Raw genomic sequence first — 14,206 nt, forward strand, 5'->3', positions numbered from 1 at the left:
CGACAGGGCGGAAATGGGAAATAGGAGATAGGAAATGGGAGTTCGAATGAGCTAAGGGAACTGGTTCAGAACAACATACAAACAAATTCCTATGTCCCATTTCCTATTTCCGCATTCAGAGGAGACCAATGACCAAGAAAATCGTGCTGGCGTATGCGAATCCGGACGAGATCGGGCCGGAGCTGGAGATTCTCGGCAAAGGGGATTTCGAGGTGATTGCCACCAAGGGTGGGCTGGTCACCGGCAAGCAACTAACCGATCCGGACATTTGGCCGAAGGTGCAGGACGCCTCGGCGTTGCTGACCGGGTTGCACATCGTCTCCGCCGAGATGATGGATCAGATGCCGAACCTGGAGCTGATCACCCGCGTCGGCACCGGGTACGACGCGATCGACTACGAAGCCGCCGCCGAGCGCGGTATCTGGGTCACCAATGTGCCCGATTACTCGATCGACGAGGTGTCGACCCATGCCATCGCGCTTTCGTTGGCGTTGGTGCGGCATCTCTTCGAGCACCGGCAGACCGGGCAGGAGGGAACCTGGCGCTATATGGGGCACACCCCCATCAAACGGCTGGCGAACCTGACCTTCGGGGTGATCGGGTTGGGGCGCATCGGCAAAGCGTCGGCGCGCAAAGCGTCTGGCCTGGGTATGTCGGTCATTGCCTACGATCCCTACATCCCCCAGGGCGATTTCGATTCGGTCGGGGCGGTTTCGGTCGATTTCGACACCCTGATGGCGACCGCGGACATCATCTCGCTGCATGTGCTCTTGAATGCGGAAACGCGCGGCATGATCGATGCGCGCGCGCTGTCGCTCATGAAACCGACCGCGTTCCTGGTGAACACCGCACGAGGCCCGGTGGTCGACGTGCCAGCCCTGGTGGCAGCCGTGCAGTCCGGGCAGTTGGCCGGCGCAGGCATCGATGTTCTGCCGGTCGAGCCGTGCCCGGTCGACGATCCCGTGCTGCACGAACCACGCATCATCGTGACTCCGCATCTGGCGGCATCGTCGGTGGAAGCCGTGCATGACGTGCGGGTGCGCGGTGCGGAGGAAGCGTTCCGGGTGCTCACCGGACATGCGCCGAAGTATCCGGTCAATGCCCCGCCGGCTCCGCGGAACGAGGCCCAGCCTCGGGTATTGGCGAACGCTCCAGTTGCGTAGGTGCAGCCCTCGTGGCTGCCAGTCTCGACAAGACGCCGCCGTTGTGAGACCGAGACGGACCGCACCAAACCCGTAGTTGCAGCCCTCCGTGGCTGCCGAAAAGGCAATGAACGATGTTCGTCTCAGGAGCTTCGATCGAGGCAAGGAAAGCAGCCACGGAAGGCTGCGGCTACGGACGCGAACGAGATTGAATCGGAGCAGGCGCCCGAGGTGGCTGAGCAGCCACAGAGGGATGCGGCAACGGAAACAGAAACGGAAGAGAGCGGGAGAGCGATGGAATTCGGGGTCATGGTTTCGCCGGTGCCCAGATCGGGCACCATGCAGCAGATGGTCGAGGCGAACGAGGTCATCTTGCAAGCCGCCAACCGAAACGGGTGGGGCTTGTGGTTCGTCGATCACCTGCAAGCGGGCGAGATGCCGTACCTGGAAGGTTGGACGCAGATGGTCCATACCTCGGCCCGCTTTCCCGACCTGACGGTGGGGTCGATCGTGCTCTGCCAGAGTTACCGGAATCCCGGGCAATTGGCGAACATGGCCGCGACATTGCAATTCCTCTCTCGCGGCAAATTGGTCTTCGGAATCGGCGCCGGCTGGAAAGAGGACGAGTATCTGGCGTACGACTACGCCTTTCCCGAACCGAAAGTGCGGCTCGACCAGCTCGAAGAAGCGTTGCAGGTCATCAAGGCGCTCTGGACCGGAGAGCGCGTGACGGTCACGGGCAAGCACTACCGGGTCACCGACGCTATCGCGCTGCCGGCGCCCGATCCGCTTCCGCCCATCATGATCGGGGGCAACGGCAACCGCACGGTGGGCATCGCGGCACGCGAGGCCGATTGGTGGAATGCCGATCTGGCCACCCCTGAACTCTTCAAGGAAAAGGTGGCGTTGCTGCGGGACAAATCGGTGGCCGCGGGACGTGCCGCCGATGCTGTGCGGCCGACCGCGTTCAACATGCTCAGCCTTTCGGCCGATCCGGACAAGGTCATGCGCACGCCGCCGCGCGAGGGGATCCACATGATTGCCGGGACACCGGACGAAGTACGCGACCAACTGCGCGAATACGAAGCCGCCGGCGTCGACTACATGCAGATCAACTTCATGGACTTCCCGGACACGGAAGCGGTGGGGTTGTTCGAGGACGTGGCGGCCGAGTTCGGAAATAGGAAATAGGAAATGGGAAATAGCCGGAGGCAAAGGAAGAACGATTTCCTATCTCCTATTTCCTATTTCCACGCTCGAAGGAACGTATGAACCACGAACTTCTGAAAACCTGCGAGGAACTACGGCGGATCGGGGCCGATGGCGCGGTGCTGGGTTCGATCGAGAACGTCACGTATGTGACGAACGTGGAGCAGCCGGTGCCGGTTGGGGCGTTGGCGGCGACCACGGTGGCGCCCTGGCTGGCGGTGATCTCCGCACGGGACGAGCGCGGCATCGTGATCGCGCCGGATGGCGTGGCTGCCAATCTGCGCGAAAACGCGCCCGGCTTCGAGGTGATCGGGTTTCCGACCTTCGATAGCTTCGTGGCGACCGATCCACGCGGGGTCTACTCCGCCAGCTTGACCAGTGCGCTGGCCCAGCTCGGGCTCGATTCGGCCAAAGCGACCGTGGCGGTCGAATCGGAAGCGGCGCCATTGCTCGCGGGGCCGCTGATTGCTGGCAAACAGGTCGAGGCGGCCGAACCGTTACGACGGGCGCGATGGATCAAGACCGAGCGAGAGATCGGCTTGTTGCGCGGCGCGTCGAAGCTGGCCGATATCGGGCACACGACCCTCGACCGGCTTTGTGACGAAGCCGGGCGAAACGAAATCGCCATGTGGTGCGAGATTAGCAACCAGATCTTCATGGAAGCGGGTCGGGACATTCCCCTGTCGGGCGAATTGGTGACCGGGCCGCGTTCCACCGAAGTGCGCTACCCCAATGGGCCGCGCAACCGGGTGACCGCGGTGGGCGATGCTGCGTTGATGGATCTGAGCGGCCGCTTCCAGGGCTACTGGTTCGACTGCACCAATACCCACATCGTGGCCGGACGGCCGACCTCGGAAGAGAAACGCTATGCCACGGCCTCACAGGACGCTTGCGAAGCCGCCATGGCCGCGCTCAAGCCAGGCGCCAAAGCGAGCGACGCCGCCAATGCCGCGGAAGCCGCCTTTGCCAGGCACGGGTTACCGATGGCGCACTACGCCGGCCACCAGATCGGGGTGTCGGTCAACGAGCTGCCCCGGCTGGTGCCCTACGATCATTCCGTAATCGAGCCGGGCATGGTCTTTTCCGTCGAGCCCGGAGCCTATCAAGGGAAGAACGGCACATTCGGCGCGCGTTCGGAAAAGATGGTGCTGGTCACCGCAAGCGGTCCTGAAGTTCTTTCGACCTTCGCATGGGGGATTTCGTAGATGTCGGTATCGACTGGAGGCACGCTCGAATTGACGACCGAGCAAGCGCTCTGGCTCTTGCGCGAGATGCTGCGCATTCGCCGGGTGGAAGAAGCGCTGGCGCGGTCGTACGCCCAGGGGCTGATTCCCGGGGCGTGTCACACCTATGTCGGGCAGGAAGCGATCGCGGTCGGCGTCTGCGCGCATTTGCGTGCCGATGACGTGGTGTTCAGCACGCATCGCGGTCATGGGCATGCGCTGGCCAAAGGCGCGCCGGCCAGGGAGGTCATGGCCGAGCTCTTCGGCAAGGCGACCGGCGTTTCCAAAGGCCGGGGCGGGAGCATGCACCTTTTCGTGCCTGAGGTTGGGCTGATGGGCACGACGGGCATCGTCGGGCCGAACATTCTGCAAGCCACCGGCGCGGGGTACAGCTTCCAGCTCATGAAAACCGATCAGGTGAGCGTCGCGTTCTTCGGCGACGGCGCGATGAACAACGGCGCCTTCCATGAAGGGGTCAATCTGGCCGCCATTTGGGGATTGCCGGTGGTCTACGTTTGCGAGAACAACCAGTTCGCGACGGAAGTGCCGTTCGACTACGCCACGCGCAATACCGATGTGGCCGAGCGGGCGCGCTCCTACGGCATCCCGGGTGTGACCGTCGATGGCAACGACGTGCTCGCGGTCACGGAAGCAGCCGCGGCTGCCATCGACCGAGCCCGGCGCGGCGGCGGGCCATCCTTGATCGAAGGGAAGACGTATCGCACCCGACCGCACGCCGAGGGAATGCGTGACGGCGGGTACCGGACCATGGAGGAGATCGAGGCCTGGAAGCAACGCGACCCGATCGCCTTGCTGGAGGCGCGGTTGCTCGATCGCGGAATCGCCACCCAGGCGCAGATCGACGAGGTGCGGCAGGAGATCGAGGACGTGGTGGCGGAGGGGCTGGAATTCGCCAGGAACAGTCCCTATCCGGAGCCGGACACCGCCGCGCTCCACATCTATGGGACGAGTTCCTGAGTCCGGAGTCCGGAGTCCGGAGTCCGTTGGGAAGAGATGAGGAGTGGGGGGATGACGACATGATGAGGACGCAATGGTTGCGATCGTGACTTCGAATGGAACATCGACCGAGATGCGCGAGCTGACCTTTACCACCGCGGCGCGCGAGGCGCTCGATGAGGAGATGGAGCGGAATCCGCGCATCTTCGTGGTGGGCGAAGGGATCGGCGAGCGCGGCGGCAATTTCAACACCACACTCGGACTCTACGAGAAGTACGGACCGGAGCGGTTGCGCGACACGCCGATCGTGGAGCGCGGCTTCATCGGTATGTGCACCGGAGCGGCCATGACCGGCACGCGGCCGGTGGTCGATTTCATGTTTCTCGACTTCGCGCTCGATGCCTTTGGCGAGATGGTGAACCAGATCGCCAAGATCCAATACATGTCGTCCGGGCGGCTGGAAATGCCGATCGTGCTGCGCGGGTGCATCGGCATCGGCGGGGCGTCGGCAACGCACCACTCAGGCAACTACTACCCGATTTTCGCGCATCTTCCCGGTTTCCGGGTGGTGATTCCGACCACCCCGCGCGACGCCAAGGGGTTGCTCAAGACTGCTCTGCGCGGACCGGACCCGGTGCTCTTCCTGGAGCACAAGCTCTTGCTGAATGTGAAGGGTGAGGTGCCCCCGGTCGAAGCGGACGAGCTGATCCCGTTCGGCACAGCGGCGATCCGGCGCGAGGGCGCCGATGCAACCGTGGTCGCCATTGGCGCGATGGTCGACAAGTCGGTCCAGGCGGCCGAGATCCTGTCCGGTGAAGGGGTGGAGATCGAGGTGATCGACCTGCGCTCGATCGCGCCGCTGGACGAGGAGACCATTCTCGCCTCGGTCGCGAAAACAGGTCGGTTGTTGATCGTCGACGAAGACTTCCAACCGTGCGGCATGGGCGCGGAGATTTCCGCGGTGGTGATGGAAAAGGCGTTCGACGAGCTCGACGCGCCGGTCCAGCGCCTGAACGGCATCTTCACGCCGGTGCCCTATTCGCCAGTGCTGGAGAACGCCGTGACGTTGTCGCGCGAGCAGATCCTGCAGGCGATGCGGGACTTGCTGGCGGAATAGTCGACGCGAAAGCCGCCGCCGATCGTAGCGCAGGGACCTGTGCCCTGCGATCGCGCGAAGCGCGATAACCGTCATTGCGATACGCGGTGATTCCGGTTCGAAGCCGGGCCGTCGGGCAACATTTACATCCGATCGTAGCGCAGGGACCTGTGCCCTGCGATCGCGCGAAGCGCGATGACCGAGGTGGCCAAGCGCCTTGTGTCCGATTCGAAGTCGGGCCGTCGGGCGACAGTATCGGCCTTCGGCCGATCGCAGGGCACGGGTCTCTGCGCTACGACGAACATCGAACAAGGAAACCGCAAGGAGTCAACGGTGCCAAGTGAAATCGTGATGCCGCGTCTCGGCTGGACCATGGAAACCGGCACCGTGGTCGAGTGGCTGAAAGCGAGCGGCGATCTGGTGGAAGCCGGGGAGCATATCTTCGCGGTCGAAAGCGACAAGGCGATCACCGAGGTCGAATCGCTCGATTCCGGCGTGCTCTATATTCCGGACGGAACGCCGATCGGAGTGGAAGCGCCAGTGGGCGCGACACTGGCGTTCATTCTCGCCCCCGGCGAAGCGCCGCCTGCCTATGCGTTTGGCAGCGAATCTCCTGAGCCGCAGGATCTTGGCTCGCCGATCGACGATGACATTCCGACGAATACCGGGCCAGTGAACGCCAATGGCAATCATGCCGGGAGCATGCCGGTGAGTCCGCGCGCGCGCCGGGTGGCAGTGGAGCTGGGCGTCGATCTCGCGGCCGTTACCGGCACCGGACGGAGCGGCCGGATTCGCGAGCAAGATGTGCGCGCGGCGGCTGCGGCGATGCCTGCTTCAGCGCCGGAACCGCGCGCCACGCCGAGCGTGCGCAAACTGGCAGAAGAGATCGGGGTCGATCTGCGCAGTGTGTCGAGCAGCCGCCCAAGCGGACGCATCACCCGCGCCGATGTGACCCGTGAGGCGACACCATACGCTGGAGTCACCGACGGGACATCGGCTCCGATCGGACCGATCCGCCGCGCGATCCGCGACCGCATGAGCGAAACCGCGCGCACGGTCGCGCCGGTCACCCTCACGACCGAAGCCGACGCCACCGACCTGTGGGATTTCCGCGAGCGCCTGAAACGCGATCTCGTCGCAGGGTCCAGGACTCAGGACACAGGGCCAAGAGCGCCGTCCATCACCGATCTCATCGTCCGCATCTCCGCCCTAGTCCTCATCGATCGGCCGGAACTGAACGTGCGGCTCGATGGCGACACGCTCTATCAGTACGCGGGCGCGCATATCGGTATCGCGGTCGATACCGAGCGCGGATTGCTCGCCCCGGTGCTGCGCGATGCCGACCGCAAGTCGATCCACGACATTGCCGCGGAATCCGCCGAGCTGATCGAACGGACGCGCAACGGTTCGATCGGCGGCGACCAGCTCACGGGAAGCACCTTCACGGTCAGCAATCTGGGCATGTTCGAGATCGACGCCTTCACCCCGATCATCAATCTGCCAGAAGCGGCAATTCTTGGCGTCGGGCGGATCGTGCCGAAACCGGTAGTGATCGATGTCGATACGGGCGAAATCGCTGTTCGGCGCATGATGTACCTCAGCCTGACCTTCGATCACCGGGTGGTCGATGGCGCGCCGGCGGCGCGTTTCCTGCAGCGCATCAAGGGAATGGTGGAACACCCGTTGGTTGCGTTGACGCGATAGGCGAGCGAGGCGTCATTGGGACGGGGTGGAGCACGCGGGGATCGCAGTCGATACTTGCGCGGACGATCCGGGCATGCGTGCCGCGACGAAGGAGCAACCAACCATGAGCGATCCGTCTGTGGCGCGACCCACCCCCGACCAGGCGCTGGCCGAACTGCTCGCCGGCAACGAGCGGTACGTGCAGGGCGGTTGGGATTTGACCGACTTCACCGCCAGCCGCGCCGCCACCGTCGACGATCACGAACCGATCGCGGCGATTCTCGGCTGCGCCGATGCCCGGGTGGCCGCCGAGTTGATTTTTCTGCGCGGACCGGGCGATCTCTTCATGGTGCGGGTGGCCGGGAACTTCCTCAGCGAATACGGCCTGGCGAGCCTGGAATATGCGGTACGTTTCCTGCAGGTGCCGTTGTTGATCGTGTTGGGGCATACCCAATGCGGGGCGCTCTCCACCGCGGTCAAGATCGTGCAGGAGCGGTCCCATCTGCCGGGACGGTTGCCATATCTGATCGATGCCGTCGAACCGGCGGTGCATATTGCCAAGGAAAAACAACCCAAAGATCTGCTGCGCGCCGCAATCGAAGAGAATGTCCGCCGGCAGGTGCAGCGTTTGACCACGATCTCGCCAGTCATCAACGAAGCCGAGGCCGATGGAACGACGCGCGTGGTCGGAGCGGTCTATGAGCTCGAAACCGGGCGCGTGGTGCTCGTGGATTGACCGCCCCAGAACGAGAGAAGACTGACGGTGACGAACCCAACAACGAATCCCAAAGTCGACGCCTATCTGGCTCGCCAAACGCAATGGAAAGCCGAGTCGGAGCAGTTGCGCGCCATCGCGCTGGGCTGCGGTCTGACCGAAGACATGAAGTGGGGCAAGCCCTGCTACACCGACAACGGCGGCAACATCGTGCTGATCCAGGGATTCAAGGCGTATTGCGCCTTGCTCTTTTTCAACGGCGCCTTGCTGGATGACCCGGACGGCATTTTGGTCAAGGTGGGAGCGAACAGCCGCATCGCGCGGCAAGCGCGCTTTACCGATGTGGAACAAATCACCGCACGGACTGGGGCATTGCAGGCGTGCATTCAGCAGGCAATCGAGGCGCATCGGTCGGGCAAGACGGTCGATCTCGACGCCGAAGAGCCAACGGCCATGCCGGAGGAGTTTCAGCAGCGACTGGCAGGCGATCCCGCGCTTCGCGCAGCATTCGCCGGGCTTACCCCCGGGAGACAACGGGAGTACCTGCTCTATTTCTCCGGCGCGAAACAGTCCAAGACCCGCGCCGACCGGGTCGAGAAATACGTCCCCAGGATTCTCGATGGGTTAGGAATGCGTGACTGATCCCGCTCGGACCGCTGCGTCCGCCGCCGCGTTCGATGCGTGGCTCGATGGCTTTTTCGCCGATGTGTTCCGCCGCTTTCCCATCGACGCGACCTGGTTGGGCGAACACCAGCACGACCATGCGTTGCCGGACTACTCGTCCTCAGGCGATACGGCATGGACCGAGCGGATTCGCGCGCTGATCGCCTCGCTCGATGCCATTCCCGCCGAGGGTCTTTCCGAAGCGCAGACCTACGATCGCATCCTGGCGCGCGGCGCGTTGCAACTCTGGCTTTGGGAAACGGGTTCCCCATTCTTTCAGGCGGGCAACCCCGCATTTCACACGAGTGAGGCAATCGGCGCGGTCGCGGCATTGCTCTTGGGTGCCGATCGGCCATCCAGCGAAGCGCTCGAGGCGTCGATCGCACGGATGGAGGCGATTCCGGCGTTCCTGGAAACATCCAGAATGCGATTGCGCTCGGCTCCCCTCTCCTGGACCGAACTGGCGATACGGCAGGCCGACGCCGCCGTGGCGTATTTCCGTACCGGATTGCCCGGGTGGCTTGCGGAAACGGGGAACGAGCAGCCGGACGTTGTGGCTGCGTCACAGATCGCCGCAGATGCGTTCGAAGAGCATGCGACCTGGCTGCGCAATGTCCTGGCGGAACGGCGCACCGGTATCCCTGAGGCCGGGAGCGATGCGCTCAGCCGTTATCTCCACCAGGGGCATCTGCTGCCGGCCACGCAGGACCCAGCATGGTGGTTCGACTACGCGCATGCCGAACTGATCGAAGCCACCCAGGAGCTGCGTGAGCTGGCGCGGGCCATCGACTGGCGGGCAGGAAGCCGCACACTCGTGCAACGGCTCTCCGATACCCACCCCGACGCCGAACGATATGACGCGGCATTCCCGGACGCGTGGGAGCAGGGCCGCGCGGTTGCGGTGCAGGCTCGGTTGGTCGATTGGCCGGGCGAACCCGTTCGCTTTCTTTCCATCGCTCCCATGGAAGCGGACCTCTGGCAGGCGATCCGCTTTCCGGTCTATCGCGGAGCTCCGCCCCTCCAACCAGACGGAACAGCGCGTCTCTTCTACCCCGCGTTGGATCGATCACTGCCTGACGCCGATCAACAGCGGATCCTGCGGCAAACGAACGACGCGCGCATCCTGCTCGACTACGCCATTCGTAACGCCGGTCTCGGGCGCCATGTGCAGAGCGTGGCCGCCCGGCACACCCCTACCCGGATCGGCCGGTTGGCGGCCACGGTTGGAACGACACGCCGACTCTTCTTCAGCGGAAACGCCATCTCGGACGGGTGGGCGTGCTATGCGGTCGAACTGATGGAAGAAGCCGGTGTCTTGACGCCGATGCTCCGTTTGGCCGAAGCCCAGCGGCGGTTGCAAATCGCCGCCCAGGCGGTAGCAGATGTCGGATTGCACACGGGTGAGCTCACGTTCGTGCGCGTAGCGCGCATGTACCGAGACGAAGTGGGGCTGCCGTCCAGCCAGGCAATGGAACAAACTGTCTGGATTTCGATGCATCCGGGCGCCGGAATGGCCGAGCTGGTTGGCGCGGCCGGAATCGACGAGCTGCGCCGCACGATCGAGGACCGGGATGGCCCCCGATTCGACCTGCGGGCATTTCACGACACGTTCCTGAGCTATGGGGCGATCCCGGTCACGCTGACTGCCGCGTCGATGCTGAACGTGTCCGGTTCGTAAGGTCGCCTCTACTGGGAGCAGTTCACGAAGATATCGTCCGGGCCGGTGTGGTACTCCAATGTCGTCGCGCCATCAGTTACGGTGATTCGGTAACCCGGCGAAATGACCTGGGCGTAGACCCCACCCTCTTCGGGGCAGCCGAGCGAGGAATCGGGCCAATCGACCGCTTCGACGGCGATGACGGTGAGAGACGCCAGGTCGACGCCGAGCTGAGCGGCGGCGTCCTGGAGCACGAGATCGACCATTGGTTGCGCCTCCGTGGGAATGTCCGCGCCAGTCGTTCCGCCAAGTTCGGATTCCATGGCCGGCGTCGTTTGATCGACCACCCAGCGGCCATCCTGCTGCACGAACCAGACGATCTGCCGGTTGCTGCCCCAGGAGTTCGGGCTGACCAACGCCGCGATGCGCCCGTCGGGAAGCAGAACTGCGGCAAAGATCATCGGCTGCTGGTCGGTCGGCATAGGCGCCGGCTCGGCATCGGCCGGTGTCCGTTCCGGCGCGGGAACGATCGGCACGGTCTCCGGAGCGAAGAACTGCGACACGATGAAGTGCTCGCTATAGAGCGAGAGCAAACGGGGAAGATCGTTCGCCCACGAACAGGCGCTGATCTGGATGAGGGTCTCCCGGAGCTGCGCCTGGACATCGGCGGTGATCGAGGTTCCATCTGGCAAGGCGACCGCCTGGGTCGGGAGTCCGGCATCGGGCGAGGCGGCTGCCAGCGCGGCCAGCTCGTCGATGCGGTCTTGAGGCATGGGTTCGACCGTGCAGCCGTTGGCATGCAGGATGGTGGGCGTTCCGTCCTGAGCGGCAGAGGTCGAACGTCCTATTCCCACGAGCAAGATGGAGGCGAGGGCGATCACAGCTATGCGCTTCATTCGGCGGTCTCCGTTCGTTGTAGTCGCGCGAGCGTTAGCTCTCGCTACAGATAGAAACGTCGTCGGGGTCGGGAAGGTTCCGGAGCGGTTCAAACGACGCCACGCATATCGCTTCAGGTTTGCACCCGTCCACCAACTACACCGGATACGATGGGTTTGGACTCGTTGTGTTGCCGAAGGGAGAATAAAAAAAGAGAGGTCGGGACCCGCTCTGCAGTACCCGCATGCGCTGACTGTATATCACTTGCGGCGCAGTTGTCCGCGTCCAGCATTCGCTTGTTGCGCTCCATCATCACCGAATCCGATATCGACTTGCGGCAATGGCGCGGTTCCTTCACTATCGCCGAATCGAAAACCGGACTGGTGACGACCCCGAAGGGAGCAAGGATGATCTTCAATTCCCCCGAGCGTGTGGCCGCGCTCACCGCGGCCTGGACCGGCGAACGACTCGAGGACGGCCGTCCCAAGGTGTCGGATGACATCATCGAGCGGATGAAGCTCGTGACCAACGACGAAGCCTGGGGCATTCTGGAGAAAGCGCACACCAACTACAACTTCCAGTTCGAGGGCGAGTGGCTGCAAACCCAGCCGGATGTCCCGCTGGCAGGCCGGGTCGTGACCGCGCAGTTCGTGCCGCAACGGCAAGACCTGCAAGACATGGTGCAAGGCATTGGGGCAGATGAGGGGCGCACCGGCGGCCAGAACACCTGGATCATCGACCAGCTCCTGCCAAACGATGTGCTGGTGGTCGATCTCTTCGGCAAAATCCATGACGGCACGTTCATCGGCGACAACCTCTCCACCGCCGCGCGACGCCGCACCGGCACCGGCATGGTGATTCATGGCGGCATCCGCGACTACGCGCGCATCCTGGAACTCACCGATTTCCCGGTCTATTGCCGTGGCGTGGACCCAACAGCCATCGCGGAAGTTACCTTGGTAGGCGTCAACATTCCTATCAGGATCGGGAACGCGACCGCGATGCCGGGCGATGTCGTTCTGGGCACCCGCGAGGGCATTACCTTCGTGCCCGCGCACCTGGCGGAGGAAGTCGTGCTCCATTCCGAGGATACGCGCCAACGCGATGTCTTCGGCAAGGACACGCTGGACAAGGGCAAGTACACCAGCGGCGAAATCGACGTTCCCGTCTGGGCCGATCACATCGAGGCCGACTACAAAGCATGGTGCGCAGCGCAGGGACTCGAGTATTCGACGAAGCACTAACGCACGCATGCGGAAATAGGAGATAGGAAATGGGAAATAGCTCGGCCGGCGTCGTAAGCACGCCCCCTCGCTATTCAAACCATTTCTATCTCCTATTTCCTATTTCCCATTTCCACTTGAGGAGCACATCACTATGACCACCCCCAACAAGCTCGGATTCACGACACGCGCGATTCATGCCGGTGAGGAAGCCGACCCGCTCACCGGAGCGCACGGTGTGCCGATCTACCAGAACAGCACGTTTGCATTGGGAACGATGCAGCGGTTCGATGAGTTTTGGGAGGGCGCGCCCAACATCTGGGGGTATACCCGCGACGGCAATCCGACGGTCGACCACCTGGAGCGCAAGGTCGCCGATCTGGAAGGGGCCGAATCGTGCGTGGCAGCTGCTTCCGGTATGGGCGCGATCAGCGCGACCTTGCTGACCGTGGGCGCCGGTGGCGGCCATATCGTGATGGCGGACCAGATCTACAACACGGCCAACAAGCTGGTGAACGAAGATCTGCCCCAGTACGGCATCACGTTCAGCCGGGTGGATATCACCGATCTGGACGCAGTGGAAGCGGCCATCACCCCGCAAACCACGGCGATCTACACCGAAGTCTTCTCCAATCCTGGGCTGGTTGTCGCCGATGTGCCAGCGCTAGCCAAGCTGGCGCACAAGCATGGCCTCAAACTCATCATCGACAACACCTTTCTCTCTCCGGCGCTCTACCGGCCGTTGGAAGATGGAGCCGATCTGGTCATCCACAGCGCCACCAAGTATCTGGCCGGGCATGGCGAGGTGCTGGGCGGAGTGGTCTCGGGTTCGAAGGAAGCAGTCGCGCCGATTCGGGTCAAAGGGCTGCGGCTTGGAAACACGCTCAGCCCGTTTGCGGCCTGGTTGATCATGACCGGGATGCGCACCCTGCCGCTGCGCATGGAACGGCACTCGCACAACGCGCGCGCCGTCGCGGCCTTCCTGGCAGCGCATCCAGCAGTGGCGCGTTGGCACTTCCCGGGCTTGCCGGACGATCCCGGTCATGCCACCGCGGTGAAGTTGATGGGCGAGCATGCGCCCATGGGCGGAATGCTGACGATCTCCCTGAACGGCGGGGCGGAGTCGATTGCGCCCTTCGTCGAATCGCTGAAGGTCATCACCTTTGCGACCAGTTTGGGGGATACATCGTCGCTCGCCTGGCCGATCTACGGCACCGATCTGGTGCGTCTCTCGATCGGATTGGAGGACGAGGCCGATCTGCTGGCCGATCTGGATAACGCCCTGGAGCGGATTCCGGGATAGTCCCGCACGACATGTGCACCCGGCGCCAATCACTGATTCCGCTCGAAAGTCCCTCGAAGGAAGCTGCGAGGAAGACTGAGGGAAAGTCTGTCAGTCCGAGTGGCGCCAACGGAATGAAGTCGCGGTTGGGCTGCACGGAACAGGGCAGACGCCTTTTCGATCGAGCACTTCGAATCTTCTCGATGCCAAAGACTCCTCCCGTTTTCCGTGATCGGTCTCGTCTCGCCTGGACAGCTTCCAGAAGCGTCGTGCCGACCATCGCAATTTCGTAGACAATTGACACTACCGCTGGATAGGTATGCTATCGTACCGATCGTTCACTTTGTTACAGCGGTTTCGACCGGAAAGGCGGTGCGCGTTCGGCCGGCAAGAGCGCCAATGGTGGTCAGAACATACTCGCGATTCAACGCTCGAGGAGAGCATCCGGCGTCGAGGCCGGATTCGGTGATATTTGCGATT

The 14,206-nt window shown here is 63.3% G+C and carries 12 protein-coding genes; 11 read left to right on the forward strand and 1 reads right to left on the reverse strand.

The annotated features are described in order from the left end of the window. Positions 1-128 precede the first annotated feature (128 nt). The 9 genes from R2855_06665 (at position 129) to R2855_06705 (ending at position 10,366) form a co-directional block, all read left to right on the forward strand. Positions 129-1,163 carry a C-terminal binding protein gene (locus tag R2855_06665; protein ID MEZ4530699.1) on the forward strand — a complete coding sequence of 345 codons (1,035 nt, stop codon included), beginning with the start codon at positions 129-131 and terminating at the stop codon, positions 1,161-1,163. 273 nt (positions 1,164-1,436) lie between these two features. Next, a complete protein-coding gene (locus R2855_06670) occupies positions 1,437-2,333 on the forward strand; it encodes an LLM class flavin-dependent oxidoreductase (protein ID MEZ4530700.1) in 897 nt (298 codons plus the stop codon). A gap of 77 nt (positions 2,334-2,410) precedes the next feature. Continuing rightward, positions 2,411-3,556 (forward strand): M24 family metallopeptidase, encoded by a 1,146-nt coding sequence (locus tag R2855_06675; GenBank protein ID MEZ4530701.1) that lies wholly within the window; start codon positions 2,411-2,413, stop codon positions 3,554-3,556. Further along, a complete protein-coding gene (locus tag R2855_06680; protein ID MEZ4530702.1) occupies positions 3,557-4,552 on the forward strand; it encodes a thiamine pyrophosphate-dependent dehydrogenase E1 component subunit alpha in 996 nt (331 codons plus the stop codon). An 85-nt stretch (positions 4,553-4,637) separates the two neighbouring features. Then, positions 4,638-5,648 (forward strand): alpha-ketoacid dehydrogenase subunit beta, encoded by a 1,011-nt coding sequence (locus tag R2855_06685; GenBank protein MEZ4530703.1) that lies wholly within the window; start codon positions 4,638-4,640, stop codon positions 5,646-5,648. A 312-nt stretch (positions 5,649-5,960) separates the two neighbouring features. Further along, the gene (locus tag R2855_06690; GenBank protein ID MEZ4530704.1) at positions 5,961-7,331 is read left to right on the forward strand and encodes a dihydrolipoamide acetyltransferase family protein; all 1,371 of its coding nucleotides are present in this window, start codon (positions 5,961-5,963) and stop codon (positions 7,329-7,331) included. A gap of 103 nt (positions 7,332-7,434) precedes the next feature. After that, on the forward strand, positions 7,435-8,046 hold the full coding sequence (locus tag R2855_06695) for a carbonic anhydrase (protein ID MEZ4530705.1): 612 nt from the start codon (positions 7,435-7,437) through the stop codon (positions 8,044-8,046). 27 nt (positions 8,047-8,073) lie between these two features. Next, positions 8,074-8,667 (forward strand): YdeI/OmpD-associated family protein, encoded by a 594-nt coding sequence (locus R2855_06700; GenBank protein ID MEZ4530706.1) that lies wholly within the window; start codon positions 8,074-8,076, stop codon positions 8,665-8,667. Beyond that, positions 8,660-10,366, forward strand: coding sequence for a DUF885 family protein (locus tag R2855_06705; protein ID MEZ4530707.1), 1,707 nt, complete (start codon positions 8,660-8,662; stop codon positions 10,364-10,366). Before R2855_06700 ends, R2855_06705 begins: the two co-directional genes overlap by 8 nt. Positions 10,367-10,374: 8 nt before the next feature. On the opposite strand, the gene R2855_06710 is transcribed toward R2855_06705, so the two are convergent. Next, positions 10,375-11,241, reverse strand: coding sequence for a hypothetical protein (locus R2855_06710; GenBank protein ID MEZ4530708.1), 867 nt, complete (start codon positions 11,239-11,241; stop codon positions 10,375-10,377). Between the two features lie 276 nt (positions 11,242-11,517). Between R2855_06710 and R2855_06715 the strand changes: the two genes are divergently transcribed. Together R2855_06715 and R2855_06720 are read left to right on the forward strand one after the other, a co-directional pair. Next, positions 11,518-12,465, forward strand: coding sequence for a hypothetical protein (locus tag R2855_06715; GenBank protein ID MEZ4530709.1), 948 nt, complete (start codon positions 11,518-11,520; stop codon positions 12,463-12,465). A 133-nt stretch (positions 12,466-12,598) separates the two neighbouring features. Further along, positions 12,599-13,747: an aminotransferase class I/II-fold pyridoxal phosphate-dependent enzyme gene (locus R2855_06720; protein MEZ4530710.1), complete on the forward strand. Its 1,149-nt coding sequence runs from the start codon at positions 12,599-12,601 to the stop codon at positions 13,745-13,747. Positions 13,748-14,206 lie beyond the last annotated feature (459 nt).

The sequence above is a fragment of the Thermomicrobiales bacterium genome (genome assembly GCA_041390825.1).
GTDB lineage: Bacteria > Chloroflexota > Chloroflexia > Thermomicrobiales > UBA6265 > JAMLHN01.